Source organism: Sphingomonas yunnanensis (assembly GCF_019898765.1).
Taxonomy (GTDB): domain Bacteria; phylum Pseudomonadota; class Alphaproteobacteria; order Sphingomonadales; family Sphingomonadaceae; genus Sphingomonas; species Sphingomonas yunnanensis.
Map to the genome: position 1 here is coordinate 95,754 of NZ_JAIOKB010000008.1, position 16,514 is coordinate 112,267.

Below are 16,514 nucleotides of genomic sequence, written 5' to 3' on the forward strand. Positions count from 1 at the left end.
GTTTATCAAGCACTTACGCTGGAACATGCGGCTATGTTGCTGAGTTTCCAATATGTCCGAACTACCGGGAGACTCCTCCGTGACCCTGCCCTCGTCCCCCCTGCCGCACCATGAGCGCCGTGCGACTGCCAGCGACGACGGGGGCACGCTGATCTGCTTCAGCCACCTGCGGTGGGATTTCGTCTTCCAGCGACCGCAGCATCTGATGAGCCGCTTCGCGCGCGCGCGGCAGGTGCTGTTCTGGGAAGAGCCGATCGTCGGCGCGGGCGGATCCGCGCCGCGGGTCGAGCAGCGCCGCTGCGCCGACACCGGGGTCACGGTGTGCACGCCGCACCTCCCCGCTGGCCTGGCCGGTGACGCGGTCTGCCCGACCTTGCGCGATCTCCTCGATACGGTGATGGCGTCGCCGCGCGGGCCGGTGGTGCGCTGGTATTATACGCCGATGATGTTGCCCTTCTCGGAGCATCTCGCCGCCGACTGCATCGTCTACGACTGCATGGACGAGCTGTCGCAGTTCAAGAACGCGCCGCACGACCTGCTGCCGATCGAGCAGCGGCTGCTCGACCAGGCCGATCTCGTCTTCACCGGCGGGCACAGCCTCTATGAAGCGAAGCGCGCGCGTCACGACGCGGTCCACGCCTTCCCGTCGAGCGTGGACGTCGCTCACTTCGCCGCCGCGCGCGCGCCCGGTGCGACGCCCGCGGACCAGAGCGACCTGCCCGCGCCGCGGCTCGGCTTCTACGGCGTCATCGACGAGCGGATGGACCTGGGCCTGCTCGCCGCCCTCGCCGACGCGCGCCCCGACTATCAGATCGTGATCCTCGGCCCGGTGGTGAAGATCTCGCCCGACGACCTGCCGCGGCGTGGCAATCTCCATTATCCCGGCGGGCGCGGCTATGCCGAGCTGCCCGACTATCTGCGCGGCTGGGACGTGGCGCTCATGCCCTTCGCCATCAACGAGGCGACTCGCTTCATCAGCCCGACCAAGACCCCCGAATATCTCGCCGCCGGCCGCCCGGTGGTATCGACCCCGGTGAGCGACGTGGTGCGCAGCTACGGCGACGTGCCCGGCGTGTTCGTCGCGGCCGAGGCGGCGGACTTCGCGGCGGCGTGCGACGCCGCGCTCGAGTTGGCACGCGCACCCGAGCGATGGCTGCCGCCGGTCGACGCGCTGCTCGCGCGCGGATCCTGGGACCAGGTGCAGCGCGAGATGGCGGAGCTGATCGACGCGGCGATCGCGCGTGGCAACCACGTCCAGCCGATCGTCTCGCCGCTGGCCTGGCCCGTGACGAGGCGCGAGCGCTATGACGTGATGGTGGTGGGCGCGGGCTTCGCCGGCGCGGTGATGGCGGAGCGGCTCGCCAACGGATCGGGCAAGCGCGTGCTGGTGGTCGATCGCCGCCCGCATGTCGCGGGCAACGCCTATGACCACCTCGATGCCGGCGGTGTGCTGATCCACCAATATGGCCCCCATATCTTCCACACCAATTCGGGCGAGATCGTCGATTATCTGTGCCGCTTCACCGACTGGCGGCCGTACGAGCATCGCGTGCTCGCCGACGTGCGCGGCATGCTGGTGCCGATGCCGATCAACCGCACCACGCTCAACGCCCTCTACGGCTTGAACCTGGAGACAGAGGCGGAGGCCGCCGCCTTCCTAGCCAGCCGCGCCGAGCCGGTCGACGTCGTACGCACCTCGGCGGACGTGGTGATCGCCGCGGTCGGGCGCGATCTCTACGAGACCTTCTTCCAGGGCTACACACGCAAACAATGGGGGCTCGATCCGTCCGAGCTCGACAAGTCGGTCACGGCGCGCGTCCCGACCCGCACCGACACCGACGACCGCTATTTCACCGACAGCTTCCAGGCGATGCCGCTCGACGGCTACACGCGCATGTTCGAGCGGATGCTCGACCATCCCGATATCGACGTGCTGCTGGGCGTCGATTATCACGAGGCGCGCGACGCGTACCCGCACGACCATCTCGTCTTCACCGGCCCAATCGACGAATATTTCGGCTATCGCTACGGCAAGCTGCCCTACCGCTCGCTGCGCTTTCAGCACGAGACGCTAGCACAAGAATCGCACCAGCCGGTCGCGGTGGTGAACTACCCTTCGCCCGACGTGCCCTACACGCGCGTGACCGAGTACAAGCATCTCACCGGCCAGGAGGCGCCCAACACCAGCATCACCTACGAATATCCGAGCGCCACCGGTGATCCCTATTACCCGATCCCGCGCGCGGAGAACCAGGAGCTGTTCAAGCGCTACGAGGCGCTGGCCATCGCCGAGATGGGGGTGAGCTTCGTGGGTCGTCTGGCAACCTATCGCTATTACAACATGGACCAGGTCATCGGGCAGGCGCTCGCGACCTACCGCCGGCTGGCGGAGCGCTGGCGCGAGCCCGACGCGCCGCGGGTGGAGCCGCTGCTCCGCCCCGCGACGGCCTGAGCGGCACGCTCAGAGCGACAGGCGCAGCGCCAGCGAGGTGGTGCGCCCGTTTATGGCGCGCGCGCGGACGATCCCGTTGGCGGGGATCGTCGCGTCCTCGGCTTCGGTGAAGCCGAGCCGGTCGAGCAGGTTGTTGCTGTTGACCGAGAGCTGCACCCGCTCGCCCAGGTGCCAGGTCGCGAACGCGCCGACGGTCGTGAAGCCCGGCAGCTTCAGCTGGTTCGTGTCGTCGGTGAAGCTGCTGGTGGTGCCGACGACATTGGCGCCCAGCTCGATTGGCCCGAGCGCCAGCTCTGGCGTCGCCTGGTAGATGAAGCGCGCCTGGCGACGGGGGACATTGCCGACGGTGATCGGCTTGATCTGGTCGGCGACGATCCTGGAGTCGGTGTAGGTGCCGCCGGCGGAGAGCCGGAAGACGCCGATATCAAGGCCCCCCTCCGCTTCGACGCCGTGCGCTCGATACACACGATCGACGAACACGCCGGGATGCGTGCTCTCCGCATTCTGCTCGCCCGTCTGCGCCCAGAATCCGGTGAGATCGAGCCGGGTACCGGCCTTCCGGAATTTGACCCCAGCTTCGACCTGCTCGACCCGATCGACGGCGGCGTTCGGCTTGGTAAGCCGCCCCGTCACCAGGCTCATGTTCGCCGGATTGAACAGCAGCCGGTCGGCGTTGGTACGCCCGCCGCGGCTGTAGCGCGCGAAGACAGCGACAGGTTCAGCGAGGCGGAAGTTGATGCCCGACGAGTAGGAGAGATAGTGCCAGTCATAGTCGACGGGAGCGGAGAACCCAGCCGGGACGTAGGCGACCCGCTCCTCCGCCGGCACGATCACCCCGTCGCCGTTCATATCGCGCGCGGTCAGCGGGATCGGCCTGCCGTACAGGTCGGACCCGGCGATCACACCACGGGCGTTGCCCAGATCGTAGCGGACGCTCGCGCCGACGGAGACTCGGCCGAGCTTGTAATTGAGCGAGCCGAACGGCGCGTCGGTGTGATAGTCGACGCGATGCCGCCGCCGGCAGCAATCGCCGAAGAAGCTGGCGCCATAGCCGTACACGCCGTCCTGCGTCTGCGCTACGCCGTCGGCCTCAAGCACGTCGACCAGCGCCGCATTACCGCCGCCGCGCACCTCCATCACGCGCGACGCCCACAGCCAGTCGGTGTGGATATCCTGACGCGAGTTGTACAAGCCGAGCGTGCTGGTCAGCTCGCCCGGTCCGACCGGGTCGACGCGGCTGCCGCGCAGATCGTTGAAGACGTTGCCGAGATCGTTGAGCTTGGTGTTGAAGACGATCATCCTGGCGAGCAGACCGTTGCCCCCGCCCAGCGTGGTCGGATCCGTGATCGCCACGCCCGCGTTCGGGCCGGTGGCATAGCGCAGCGTGCTGGCGGACGTGACCAGGGTAGCGCCGATCTCACTCGCCGCGCCCACGCTTTCGGGGAAGTCGCCGCCGATACGCCCGCTGATATGGCTATAGCGAAAGCGGTCCATCACGGTGAAGCCGGCGAGCGTCGCCTGCGCCTCGACGCCGAACGACTGGACCGTGGAGCGACGACCGTGGCGCTCGTCATAGACACTGTACCGATTGTCACCATCGAGCGTGGGCACGCGCAGCGCGTAGCGCGAGAATAGCGCATCATGCTTGATGTCGAAGCCGGGCAGGCTCTCGTAGTGCGGCGATGTGTCGCTGCCGGTCACGCGGACCGGGTTGGGCGCATAGCCGACCGCGCCGTCGTCGAGCACCTTCCCGTACAGCCGGACATAACCGCCCGCGAACTCGCGCGTGAGATTCAGCTTGAACTGGCCGCCGCGGTTGCCGTGATAGCCGATCCGGCGCGGGCCCTCGCCGCCACGGACGAAGCCGCCGAAATGATAGCGCCAGCTGTCGCCCAGCCGCCCGCCGTAATCCACGTCGAGCCGGTGCTCGCCATAGTCCAGGCCCTCCAGCAGCTGGACCGCGCCGCCCTCGGCCTCGCCGGTCTTGGAGATCAGGTTGATCACGCCCCCGGGCGAGTTGGACGCGAAGGTCGAGGCCGAGCCGCCGCGGATCGAGGCGATCGCGCCGAGGTTGAGGTCGGCGCGCATGAACATGTCGGCGTTGGCGAAGGCGATGTCGCCATATTCCAGAACCGGCAGGCCGTCCTCCTGGAGCTGGAGGTATTTGCCGCCACCGGTCGCCATCGGCAGGCCGCGGATCGAGAGATTGGCGCCGCCCTCGCCGCTCGAGCTCTCCGAGCGGATGCCGGGAATGTTGCGGAACACCTCGGCGAGCGAGCGCGGCGCGATCTTGTCGATGTCGTCGGCGAGCAGCTGGCTGGTCGACACCGCGGTGTCGAGCCGGTCGCGCCCGCGCGCCACGGCGGTGACGACCACGTCGCGGTGCGGTGTGTCGGCCGCGCTGCCCTGCGCCGGCGCGGCCGCCTCCGCGGGCGACGCCGTCGCGTCAGTCGCTGCCTGAGCGAAGGCGCTCGCCGGCGCGGCGATCGACAGCGGCGCCGCCGCCGCGAGGAGGAGGATCTTGGAACGCATGATATCGTGTCCGTGGTCAAAGGATGAGGAAGGTTCTTGGGGCGCAGCGCCGTCTTCAGAGCCGCAGGCGCAGCGCCAGCGAAGTGGTGCGGCCGTTGACCGATCGGGCGCGCACGATGCCGTTCGCCGGGATCGTCGCGTTCTCGGACTCGGTGAAGCCGAGCACGTCGAAGGCGTTGTTGCTGTTGAGCGAGAGCTGCACCCGCTCGGTCAGGTGAAAGGTCGCGAAGGCGTTGACGGTGGCGAAGCCCGGCAGCGTCAGCTTGTTCACGTCCTGCGCGAAGCTGCTCGTGGTACCGACGACATTGGCGCCGAGCTCGATCGGCCCCAGCGTCAGCTCGGACGTGGTCTGGAAGATGAAGCGTGCCTGGCGCCGCGGCACATGGCCGACGGTGCTGGGATCGATCTGGTCGATCGCGATCCTGCTATCGGTGAAGGTCGCCCCGGCGGTCAGGCTGAAGACCTTGCTCGTGAGCGCACCCTCCGCCTCGACGCCGTGCGCCAGATAGACGCGGTCGATGAACGAGCCGGGCGTGGTGATCTGCGCGTTCTGCTCGCCGGTGCGCGCCCAGAAGCCGGTGAGATCGAGCCGCGCGCCCTCGCGGCGGTACTTCAGCCCGCCCTCGACCTGCTCGACCCGGTCGACCGCGGCGCGGCGATCGGTCAGCGCGCCGGTGGCGACGTCCAGCCCCGGGCCGAACAGCAGCCGGTCCGAATTGGTGCGCGCGCCGCGGCTGTAGCGCGCGAAGACGGCGAAGGGCTCGGCGACGCGCCAGTTGATCCCGGTCGAGTAGGACAGATAGTGCCAGCCGTAGAAGACCGGCGCCGGGCTGCCGAGCGGCAGCACCGCGACGCGTCGCTCCGCCGCCGTGATCATGCCGTCCCCGTTCATGTCCCGCGCGATGAGCTTGGAGCGATCGCCGCCCAGGTCGGCGCCGTAGATCAGCCCGGCGGCGTCGCCATAGTCGTAGCGCAGGCTGCCACCGATCGAGACGCGGCCGAGCTTGTAGTTGAGCGAGCCGAAGGGCGCGTTGGTGTGATAGTCGACGCGGTGGTGGCGGCGGCAGCAGTCTCCGAAGAAGCTCGCGCCATAGCCGTAGACGCCGTCCTGCGTCACCGGCACTCCCCGCGCGTCATACAGGTCGATCATCGCCGCGCTGCCGCGACCGCGCAGCTCAAGCAGGTCCGACGTCCATAGCCAATCGGTGTGGACGTCCTGGCGCGAGCGATAGAAGCCCAGCGTGCTGGTCAGCTCGCCGCGCCCGATCGGATCGACGCGGCTGGCGCGCAGATCGTTGAACAGGCTGCCGAAGCTATTGAGCTTGGCGTCGAAGACGATGTTCTCGACGAGCAGGCCATTGCCGCCGAGCCGGTCCGGACGCGCGATGATCTGGCCGGGCTGCGCCCCGCTGGCGTAGCGCAGGGTCGCGCCGGCACCGCCGAGCGCCGCGGCGATGTCGCTCGCGCCATCGATCGCCGCGGGGAAGTTGGCGATGAAGCGGCCGGTGATGCTGGTGAGGCGGAATCGGTCGATCACTGTCCAGCCGGCCAGCGTCGCCTGCGCCTCGAGCCCGATCGCGTTGACCACCGGGTGCATGCCGTCGCGCAGGTCGTGGACGCTGCGGCGGTTGGCGCCGTCCAGCGTGACGTTGCGCAGCGCGTAGCGCGAATAGAGCGCGTCATGGCCGATGTCGAAGCCCGGCAGGCTCACGTAATGCGGGTCTGCGTCGCTGCCGGCCACGCGCACCGGGTTGGGCATGTAGCTCACGGTGCGGTCGTCGAGCGCCTTGCCGTAGAAGCGCACGTAGCCGCCGTCGAACTCCTTGGTGAGGTTGAGCTTGATCTGGCCGCCGCGGTTGCCGTCATAGCCGATACGACGCGGGCCCTTGCCCTGGCGGACGAACCCGCCGACGTGGAAGCGCCAGCCGCCGCCGAGCCGCCCGCCATAGTCCAGGTCGAGCCGGTGCTCGCCATAGTCGAGCCCGTTGAGCAACTGCACCGCGCCGCCCTCGGTCTCACCGGTCTTGGAGATCAGGTTGATCACCCCGCCGGGCGAGTTGGACGCGAAGGTCGAGGCCGAGCCGCCGCGCACCGAGGCGACGCTGGCGACGCCCAGGTCAGCGCGCAGGAAGATGTCGGCATTGCCGAAGACGAGGTCGCCATATTCGACGAGCGGGAGGCCATCCTCCTGTAGCTGCAGGTATTTGCCCCCGCCGGTCGCCATCGGCAGGCCGCGGATCGAGATATTGGCATTGCCCTCCCCGCCCGAACTCTCCGAGCGGATCCCGGGGATGTTGCGGAAAATCTCCGCGACCGAGCGCGGCGCGATCTTGTCGATGTCGCTGGCGAGCAGCTGACTTGTCGACACCGCGGTGTCGAGCCGGTCGCGCCCGCGCGCCACCGCGGTGACGACCACGTCGCGGCGCGGCCTCGTCTCCTCGACGATGGTGGAAGGCTCGTCTCGCTCGGGTGCGGCGACCGCCTGCTGCGCGGCGGCGAGCTGTGGCGCGCCGAGCCCGATCGGCACACAGGTGAGCAGAAGCAGAGTCTTAATATGCACGGCGCGCCCCTATTTATCTGGCGCCCCTATGATAAGTCAAAACGGTGATGGTGCTGCGGTCGCGAAGATTGCGCCGCATCAGATCTAAAGGTGAAGCTTCTGATTGGCGGGCAGTTTATTTTTACCTACGGCATTGAAAATCACCGTTCTGCGTCACCACTGGTGTAAGCGAGGGGGATACTGCGGCATTAACCTCCCACTCGCGGCGGCGGCGATCCGTCTTCACCGATCCGTGCTCCGGCGAACGCCGGAGCCCAGGGCGGCAAGCGCGACGTTCGTGGCCCTGGGCTCCTGCGTTCGCAGGAGCACCGCGCTGGTTTAAACCCGATGGATCACCCACCAAGCGATGCGACGAGGCGCGATCAGTCCTCCCCGGTCGCGCTCGCCGCGCGCGCACGGTCGGGCGTGGTGCCCTCGCCAGCGAACGGCGTCAGGCGGAAGGTCACGCGCGTCGGCTCCAGCCGGGTCAGGTACTGCGGCATCGGCAACCCCGCCTGGCTCCATTCCGTGTTGCCGCCGACCCCCCATTGCGCCGAGTCGATCAGCAGCGTGACCTGGCCGTGCGGCACCACGTCGGTCGACTTCCACGTGCCGGGCGTGTGGCGGTCGAGATCGGCGTAGGGGAAGGCCAGCGCGTTCATCATCAGCGGCCGGTCGCCCTGGACGCGCACGCCGCGGCCGCCGCCCGACAGCTCCATCCAGCGCACGTCCACCTTGTTGCCAGTCTCCTGCGGGCGGATGAAGTCGTGGTTCTGCTCGGCGACCCTGCCGCGCCACAGCCCGATCGGCGCCGAGGTCTTGCGGTCGACATAGCTCTCGTGCGGCCCGCGGCCGTACCATTCGACCTCGGTCACGTCGGTCGGCATCGCGAAGGCGAGCCCGACCCGGAACGGCGGAGGCAGGTCGGTCTTCACCGGCGTGAACTGGCCGTCGACGGCGACGCTGCCGTCCGCCGCCATGGCATAGCGCGTGGTGAAGGTCGCCGCGCCGTCGCCCAGCGCATAGTCGACCGTGATTTCCGCGCCGGCGTCGGTCCGCGCGCTGCGCACCGCCGTGACCCGCCGCGCGTCGCTCATCGCCTTCCACATCGCCAGCCTGCGGTCGGTGCCGATGCCGAGGTCGTTGTCGGTCACCGCGCGCCAGAAATGCGGCGCGCCGCCGCTCGCGAGCGTCCGCCCGCCCTGCGCATAGTCGCGCACCAGCCCGGTGGCGCGATCGATCGTGAGCGTCGCGCCGTTCGCGGACAGAGTCACCGCGCCGCTCGCCTGCTTGAGCACCACCGCCCCCGTCGCGCCCACCGGCGCGGTGACCGCGCCCGGCTGCACCTGGAACTGCTCGAAGCCGAGCACGGTACCGCTCGCCACGCCGGGGATGGCCCCCTCCTTGGCGCGGACGTTGACGGTGACGAGATATTCCGCTTCGGCACGGCGCTGATAAGACGACAGCGGCAGCGCGATCGTCTCCGCGCCGCGCGCGGGCGTGGCGAGCGGCGCCAGCGCACCCTTGGCGACGGGGACGCCATCCTCCTCCAGCTCCCAGTCGAAGCTGAACCCCGACAGGTCGCGGAAGTCGTGGCGGTTGCGCACCGTCACGCGCCCGGTCGCCGGGTCGAAGTCGTCGAACTGCGCCGGCGCATAGACCTTGCGCAGCTCGTACAATTGCGGGTTGGGCGTGCGATCGGACTGGAGCAGGCCGTCGCCGAACTCGATGTCGCCGCCCGGGTTGGGGCCGTACTCGCCGCCGTCGCCCCAGTAGCGCCGCCCGTCCTTGGTGTAGCGGTACATCGACTGGTCGACCCAGTCCCACACGAAGCCGCCCTGCAGCTTGTCCGGGTGCGCGTAGATCGTGTCCCAATATTCCTTCAGGTTGCCGCCGGTCTGGCCCATCATGTGCGCGTACTCGCACTGGATCATCGGCTGCTTGAAGCGCCAGTTGACGGCATAGTCGCGCATCTTCTCGACCGTGTCGTACATCGGCGCGTAGATGTCGGCGAAGTAGTTGGGGCGATGGTCGTGGACGCCCTCCCACGTGCCCCAGCCGAGATAGCTGAGCAGCCGCGACGGGTCGCGCTGCTTGGCCGCCGCCGCGCCCGCCTCGAAGTTCGGCCCGATCCCCGCCTCGTTGCCGAGCGACCAGAAGATCACCGAGGCGTGGTTCTTGTCGCGCTCGATCATGTTGGTGACTCGGCTGACATGCGCGTCCTTCCACGCCGGGTCGAAGCCGATCTGGAATTTGGCGCGGTCGTCGGGATGGTTGTTGCCCGCCTCCATGTACGCGTGGCTCTCGACGTTGGCCTCGTCCATCACATAGAGGCCGTAGCGGTCGGCGAGCTCGTACATATACGGGTCGTTCGGATAATGTGACATGCGCAGCGCGTTGATGTTGTTGCGCTTCATCAGCTGCACGTCGCGCTCCATCGACGCGCGCGTGATCGTGTGGAAGGTCTCCGGGTCGTGCTCGTGGCGGTTGACGCCGCGGATCGTGACCGGCCTGCCGTTGACCGTCACGCGGCCGTCGACGATCGCGACGGTGCGGAAGCCGATCTGGCGCGCGCTCGACTCGATCAGCGCGCCCTTTGCGTCGTACAGCTCGACCAGCAGCGTGTAGAGATTGGGCGTCTCCGCGGTCCACGCGCGCACGTTCGCGACGGTGCCGCTCAGCGTCACCTTGCGCTCGCCCGCGCCTCCCGCCACCGCGGCACGCGCCTGCTGGAGCATTCGGTCGCCGTCCATCAGCACGTAGCGCGCGCTCGTCGCGGCGGCGCCGGTGACCGCCACCTCGACCGCGAGCGTACCGTGGCGATAGGCGCCGTCTAGCCCGGCGTGGACGAACACGTCGCGCACGCGCGTCCTCGGCGCGGCGAGCAGATAGACCGAGCGCTCGATCCCCGAGACGCGCCAGAAGTCCTGGTCCTCAAGGTAGCTGCCGTCCGACCAGCGGTGGATCTGGATCGCCACCGTGTTGCGCCCCGGCTTCACGAAGCGGGTGACGTCGAACTCGCTCGGCAGCTTCGAATCCTCGGAATAGCCGACCTTCGCGCCGTTGACCCAGATCTCATAGGCCGAGCCCGCCGCGCCGATGTGGAGGATCACGTCGCTGCCCCGCCAGTCCGCGGGCACGTCCACGTCGCGGCGGTAGGAGCCGACCGGGTTGGTCGCGTGCGGGATCAGCGGGCGGTTGGCGGGGAAAGGATAGGTGACGTTGTTGTAGCGCGGCTGGTCGAAGCCCTGCGCCTGCCAGTCGCCGGGGACCTTTATGTCCTTCCACCCCGCGACGTCATAGCCCGGCTGCTCGAACCCCGCGGGCACGTCGTCCGAGCTGGGCGAGAGCGCGAACTTCCACGTGCCGTCGAGCGCGACATAGCGGGACGAGCGCGCCTCCGCGCCCGCCAGCGCGAGCGCCCGCGTCTCGTACGGGAAGCCGGTGGCGTGCGCGGGCATCTTGTTGCGCGCGTTGACCGCGGGGTTCTCCCAGTCCGGACGGGACGGGTCGACCTGTACCGGCTGCACCTGCGGCAAGCCCTGCGCCACCGCCTCCGATCCGAGCGAGATGACCAGCGACGCGGCGGCGACTCCGGCGAGCAACAGCGAGCGCATTTCCTTTTTCCTCCCCTGCGGCAGCCTTCCGCCACCCTGCTATTGTCTGACGATAATATCACGCCGCCCCGGCACAAGCGGTCTCGCGCAAGTCGCTGAAGTTCAGCGCAAACCATTGCTGCTGGCAGGAAGGGCTCGGCCGATCGCAGAGAGTGTCACGCCATTTTCACGCGCGCTCCGTAAGGGCGCGAGCATGATCCGACCCGCCCGCGCACTCGCGCTCGCCGCTCTCCTCGCCGCCCCCGCCATCGCGCGCGACGCCGCGCCGCTGCGGCTCAACGACCTGCAGGTGATCGGCACGCACAACAGCTACAAGCGCGCGATGCCCGCCGCGACCATGGCGCGGCTGCGCGCCGCCGACCCGAAGCTCGCCGACGCACTCGACTATGCGCACCGCGACCTCGGCGAGCAGCTCGACAAGGGCGCGCGCCAGCTCGAGATCGACGTCAACTACGACCCGCAGGGCGGCCATTACGCCCGGGGGTCGGACGATCCGGCGCTGCGCCGGCCGGGCTACAAGGTGCTCCACATCCCCGGCATCGACAATTCGTCGAGCTGCGTGCTGCTGACCGAGTGCCTGACGATCATCCGCCGCTGGTCCGACGCATACCCGCGCCACGTGCCGATCATGCTGATGTTCAACGTCAAGGACGAGCAGAACGCGGCGCGCGGCGGGATCGACTCGGTCGTGCCCGACGGCGCCGGCTACGACGCGCTCGACGCCGAGATCCGCTCGGTGCTGCCGCCGGCCAAGCTGATCACCCCCGACGACGTCCAGGGCCGCTACCCGACGCTGCGCGACGCGGTGCGGGCGAACAACTGGCCGACGCTCGAGCGGGCGCGCGGCAAGATCCTGTTCGCGATGGACGAGACCCCGGAGAAGGTGGCGCTGTACCGCGGCGCGCGGCGCTCGCTCGAGGGGCGCGTCTTCTTCATCAACACCGACGAGGACTCACCCGCGGCGGCCTACCTGACGCTCAACGAGACGGTGGCGGACGCCGCCCGGATCCGCCGCGACGTCGCCGCCGGCTATCTCGTGCGAACCCGCGCCGACGCCGAGACCCGTGAGGCGCGCACCAACGACACGCGCCGCCGCGAGACCGCGCTGGCGAGCGGCGCTCATTATGTGTCGACCGACTATGTCTGGCCCGACCCGCGCTTTCCCGGCGGCTATCACGTGGCGCTGCCGGGCGGCGGCGTGGCGCGCTGCAACCCGGTCCGCCGGCCGAAGGGGTGCGCGGTCGACGAGCGTTGAGCGTAGGCGTCAGACCCCTTTCGTGGCGTCCTCCTGAGCTCGTCTCAGGATCCACGATGCGGCAGGCTCGACGGGTCTCGGTACTCGCGCCACGGTGGATCCTGAAACAAACGCAGGTTAGCGACAGGCGCTGCGCCGCCTAGAGCCCCGCGCCCCGGCGCACCGCCAGCGCCGTCGCGGACCAGTCGATGTCCTCGCCTTCCGCGGCGATCGTCGCGCGCAGATGGTCGCGCACGATCCCCAGCAGCGGCATGGGCACGCGATAGGCCGTCGCCGCCGCGTCGGCGAGCGTCATGTCCTTGAGCCCGAGCGGCGCGGGGAAGCCGGCGGGGCGGAACTTGTCCTCCACCAATATCTCGCCGTAGGTGCGATAGACCGGCGCGCCGAACAACGTCTCGGTCAGGATCTCGAGCAGCGCGGCGCGTTGCACGCCGCCGCGCTCTGCCAGCGTCATCGCCTCGGCCATCGCCTCAACCGCGGCCATGATCATGAAATTGCCGCTGAGCTTGACGATATTGGCGGCGGGCGGGTGATCGCCGATGCGGAAGGTGCGCTGGCCGATCGCGTCGAACAGCGGCTGCGCGCGGTCGAGCGCCGCCGCCTCACCCGCCGCCACGACGAACAGCTTGCCCGCCGCTGCCGCCGGGGGTCGCCCGAACACCGGTGCCGAGACGACGCCGCCCGACCCGGCCTCGGCCGCGAGCCGCTCCGCCAACGCGACCCCGATCGTGCTGTGCGATACATGGAGCGCGGGCGCGGCCGCGATCCCACCTTCACCCCACACCACCGCCTCGACCGCGCGGTCGTCGGCGAGCATCGTCATCACCACCTCACCCTGCGCGGCGTCGGCGGGTGAGCTCGCCATCCGCGCGCCCGCCTCGACCAGCGCGGCGGCCTTGTCCGCGGAGCGATTCCACACGCTCACCTCATGCCCCGCCGCCAGCAGGTTCTGCGCCATCGCGCTGCCCATCTGCCCCAGACCGATGAATCCGACCTTCATGCGCTCACTCCCTCACTCGGTACCGGCGCCGCGTCCGGGATCAGCCCGGTCGCGCGCAAGTCGTCCCACAGCGGCGCCGGCAGCGGCGCCGTCATCAACCGCGCGTTCTCGCGCACCTTCTCGGCGCGCTTGGCGCCGGGGATCACCGCGGCCACGACGGCGGGCGCGGCGCAGAACTGGAGCGCGGCGGCGCGCAGGTCGACGTGGTGGCGCGCGCAGACCGCCGCGATCCGATCGCGCCGCTCGATCATCTCGCGCGGCGCCTCGGCATATTCGAAGGTCGTACCGCCGGCGAGCAGCCCCGAATTGTACGGGCCGCCGATCACCACCGAGGCACCGCGCTCCTCGCATAGCGGGAAGAAGCGCTCGAGCGCCGGCTGGTTGAGCAGGCTGTAGCGCCCCGCCAGCAGGAAGACGTTGGGATCGGCGCGCTCCAGCGCGCGCTGGCACGGCTCGACGAGGTTGACACCCAGTCCCCAGCCGCGGATCACGCCCTGGTCGCGCAGTTCGGCGAGCGCGCGGAAGGCGCCGTGCTCGGCGAGCGCGAACTGCTCCTCCCAGGCCTCGCCGAGATGGTCGGCGGCGAGGTCGTGGACGAAGGCAAAGTCGATCCGCGCCAGCCCGAGCCGCTGCAGGCTATCCTCGATCGAACGCAGCGTCGCGTCATAGCTGTAATCGGGCACGACGCGGAACGGTAGGCCGTGGCGGAACGGCGGGTTCTCGGGCCGGCTCGAATCGGGGCGGAGCAGGCGGCCGACCTTGGTGGAGAGGACGAACTCGTCGCGCGGATAGTCGCGCAGCACCGCGCCGAAGCGATGTTCGGAGAGGCCGCTGCCGTAATGCGGCGCGGTGTCGAAATAGCGCACGCCGCTGTCCCAGGCGGCGCGCAGTGCCTCGGCGGCGGTGGTCTCGTCGACGGTCTCGAACATGTTGCCGAGCGGCGCACCGCCGAAACCGAGCGGACCGGGCGGATGGAAGGACATGACGGCTCCTATAACTCCTTGCACCATGTTTCCCGGCGAAGGCCGGGGGCCCAGTTGGGCGACGGCGGTGACAGTCACCGAGCCCGCTCCAGCTGGGCCCGGGCCTTCGCCGGGAAAACAGAGTGGTGGCGGAAGTCGCCACGTGCATCCTCAAGCGCGATGCGCGCCGACGCGTTCCCCCCGCCTACCGCTGCAAACCCCCGCCCGGCCGCGCCTTTTCCATCGCAGGTCGCCGCTTTGCACTGTCCTACATGGAACAGGCGTGGAACATGGGATCGACGACGTAACCCGATTCGGTGATCTCGCCGCTGAGATGGAGGTAAGCCGCCCGCCATGCGCCGATCCGTCCCGCCCCCCGCCGCGCTCGCCGCCGCGTTGCTGCTCACCGGTTGCGCTACGAACGCGGTGCGGATCCAGGCGGCGGGCGACGTCACCGCGCGAGGGCGCGAGGCGATCACCGCCACCGCCGCCTATCTCGAGTCGGTCGAGCAGCGCCGCCGCGAGGCCGCCGCGGCGTTGGTCGCCAGCGACCCGAGCTGCCTGCCCGCCACGCCGCTGCGTATCCAGGTACCGACCAACGTCACCGCAGCCCCGGCGCCGCTCTGCCCCGAGAGCGGCGCGCCCGCGCCCGGCTACACCGCGCTCAGCATCGATGTCGGCACCAGCCCGCGCGCGCTGCTCGAGCCGCGCGTCGCGCTGCTCGCCGCGGTCGGCGACTATGTCGAGGCGCTGGCGACGATCCTCGCGGCGCCTACCACCGACGTGTCCGCCGAGCTGACCGCCTTCGCCGAGCGGGTCGGCCGCGTCGCCGCCGCGGCCGGCATGACCGACGCCGATCCGGCGACACCGCGCGGGCAGAGCCTCGTCGCGCTCGCCGCCTTCGCCGCCGAGCTCGCGCGCGAGGCGCGCACCGCGGGCAAGGTCCGCGCGCTGGTGGAAGCGCGCGGCGACGCGGTAGACCGCGCGCTCGCCGACCTGCGCGGCGAGGTCGAGGGCTGGGGCCGCACCGCCGCGCGGAGCGCCGACGACCTCTACGGCAACGCGCTGTCCCGCACGTATCTGCGCCACCGCACCGAGCTCACCGCCGAGCAGCGCGAGCAACTCGCCGCCCGCGTGTTCGCCGCGCGCGAGGCGGCGCGCACCGATCCCGCGCGCGCCGCGGCGGTGGCGGACGCGCTCGCGCTGGCGTCCACCGCCCAGGCCGATCTCCGCGCGGCGCTGTCGGGACGACTGACGCCCGCGCAGCGCCGCGCCACCGCCCAGCTCGCCCTCGACCGGATCGCGCGCGCGCTCGCGCTGGTCGCCACCATCGCGCGCCCGCTGTGAGGAGGACGGCATGACCCGCTACGCCGAGGCGCTCGCCGCCGCCAACGCGCTCGCCGAGCAGGTGCAATCCTATGTCGCCGACGGACGTTTCCTGCCGCGGTACTTCGACCGGCTGTTCGGCCTGCGCACCGCACTGGGCGACGCGCTCGACCATTTCGCCGCGACGCTGATCACCGTGCCGGGTGACGCGCCGGTGTTCGCCGCCGTGCTCGACCGCTCGGTCGAGGCACGGCGCGAGGGCGAGCGACTGATGCCGAGCGACGTCGCGGTCGAGCGCTACGCCGCCGCGGTATCGCGCGCGACCGCCGCGCTGCGCGCTGGGCCGCCCGAAGACGTCGCTGCTGCCGCTTCCACGCCCTTCCTGCGCGGTGCCCTTCGGCTCGATCGCTCGCGCGACGAGCCGACACGACAGGCACTCGCGCCAAGCGAAGCGACACCCGTGGAGCCCTATTACACCAGCCTGGCCAAGCTGTTCCCGGTCGAGGCCGTGGCGCTATACCCGCTCGCCACCGGTATCGCGGGCGACGACCGATCGGTACGGCTGATCCTGATCGCGGTCATCGGCGTCTTCGTCGTCGCGCTGCGCTGGTTCGGCACGCAGGACAGCGGCGGCGAGCCGGACGCCTCCGCGATCGCGGTCGCGCTGGCCTCCTTCCTGCTCTACGCCGCCTCGCTCGGCGGCTTCGGCTACCTGCCAGGCGGCGCCGAGCAGACGCGCCAATCGCTCGCTTTCGTCACCATCATCTGGGTCGCGCTCGCACCGCTGTGGCTGCGCCGCGCCCGCCGCTGATCTGCCAAGGAGAGACGCCG

Annotated in this window: 9 protein-coding genes; 4 read left to right on the top strand and 5 right to left on the bottom strand. The window is 70.0% G+C overall.

Annotation, left to right across the window (positions count from 1 at the left end; all coding sequences use genetic code 11):
• Positions 1 to 79: 79 nt before the first annotated feature.
• The gene (glf, locus tag K7957_RS17905; RefSeq protein WP_343228456.1) at positions 80 to 2,452 is read left to right on the top strand and encodes a UDP-galactopyranose mutase; all 2,373 of its coding nucleotides are present in this window, start codon (positions 80 to 82) and stop codon (positions 2,450 to 2,452) included.
• A gap of 9 nt (positions 2,453 to 2,461) precedes the next feature.
• Here the strand turns inward: glf and K7957_RS17910 are convergent, their stop codons facing one another.
• The 3 genes from K7957_RS17910 to K7957_RS17920 all read right to left on the bottom strand — a co-directional run bounded on the left by K7957_RS17910 (position 2,462) and on the right by K7957_RS17920 (position 11,140).
• Positions 2,462 to 4,984, bottom strand: coding sequence for a TonB-dependent receptor domain-containing protein (locus tag K7957_RS17910; RefSeq protein ID WP_223013869.1), 2,523 nt, complete (start codon positions 4,982 to 4,984; stop codon positions 2,462 to 2,464).
• A 55-nt stretch (positions 4,985 to 5,039) separates the two neighbouring features.
• Positions 5,040 to 7,544: a TonB-dependent receptor gene (locus K7957_RS17915; protein WP_343228457.1), complete on the bottom strand. Its 2,505-nt coding sequence runs from the start codon at positions 7,542 to 7,544 to the stop codon at positions 5,040 to 5,042.
• Between the two features lie 362 nt (positions 7,545 to 7,906).
• Positions 7,907 to 11,140, bottom strand: a complete 3,234-nt coding sequence (locus K7957_RS17920) for a glycoside hydrolase family 2 TIM barrel-domain containing protein (RefSeq protein WP_223013871.1) — start codon at positions 11,138 to 11,140, stop codon at positions 7,907 to 7,909.
• Between the two features lie 193 nt (positions 11,141 to 11,333).
• Between K7957_RS17920 and K7957_RS17925 the strand changes: the two genes are divergently transcribed.
• Positions 11,334 to 12,395, top strand: coding sequence for a phosphatidylinositol-specific phospholipase C1-like protein (locus tag K7957_RS17925; RefSeq protein ID WP_223013872.1), 1,062 nt, complete (start codon positions 11,334 to 11,336; stop codon positions 12,393 to 12,395).
• Positions 12,396 to 12,534: 139 nt separating this feature from the next.
• Here the strand turns inward: K7957_RS17925 and K7957_RS17930 are convergent, their stop codons facing one another.
• Complete coding sequence (locus K7957_RS17930; protein WP_223013874.1) at positions 12,535 to 13,395, bottom strand: NAD(P)-dependent oxidoreductase; 861 nt, start codon at positions 13,393 to 13,395, stop codon at positions 12,535 to 12,537.
• A complete protein-coding gene (locus tag K7957_RS17935) occupies positions 13,392 to 14,378 on the bottom strand; it encodes an aldo/keto reductase (protein WP_223013876.1) in 987 nt (328 codons plus the stop codon). The genes K7957_RS17930 and K7957_RS17935 overlap by 4 nt, the downstream gene beginning before the upstream one ends.
• Before the next feature lie 333 nt (positions 14,379 to 14,711).
• Here K7957_RS17935 and K7957_RS17940 point away from each other — a divergent pair, with 333 nt between their 5' ends.
• Positions 14,712 to 15,704, top strand: a complete 993-nt coding sequence (locus tag K7957_RS17940; RefSeq protein ID WP_223013878.1) for a hypothetical protein — start codon at positions 14,712 to 14,714, stop codon at positions 15,702 to 15,704.
• A gap of 10 nt (positions 15,705 to 15,714) precedes the next feature.
• Positions 15,715 to 16,494, top strand: coding sequence for a hypothetical protein (locus K7957_RS17945; protein WP_223013880.1), 780 nt, complete (start codon positions 15,715 to 15,717; stop codon positions 16,492 to 16,494).
• Positions 16,495 to 16,514 lie beyond the last annotated feature (20 nt).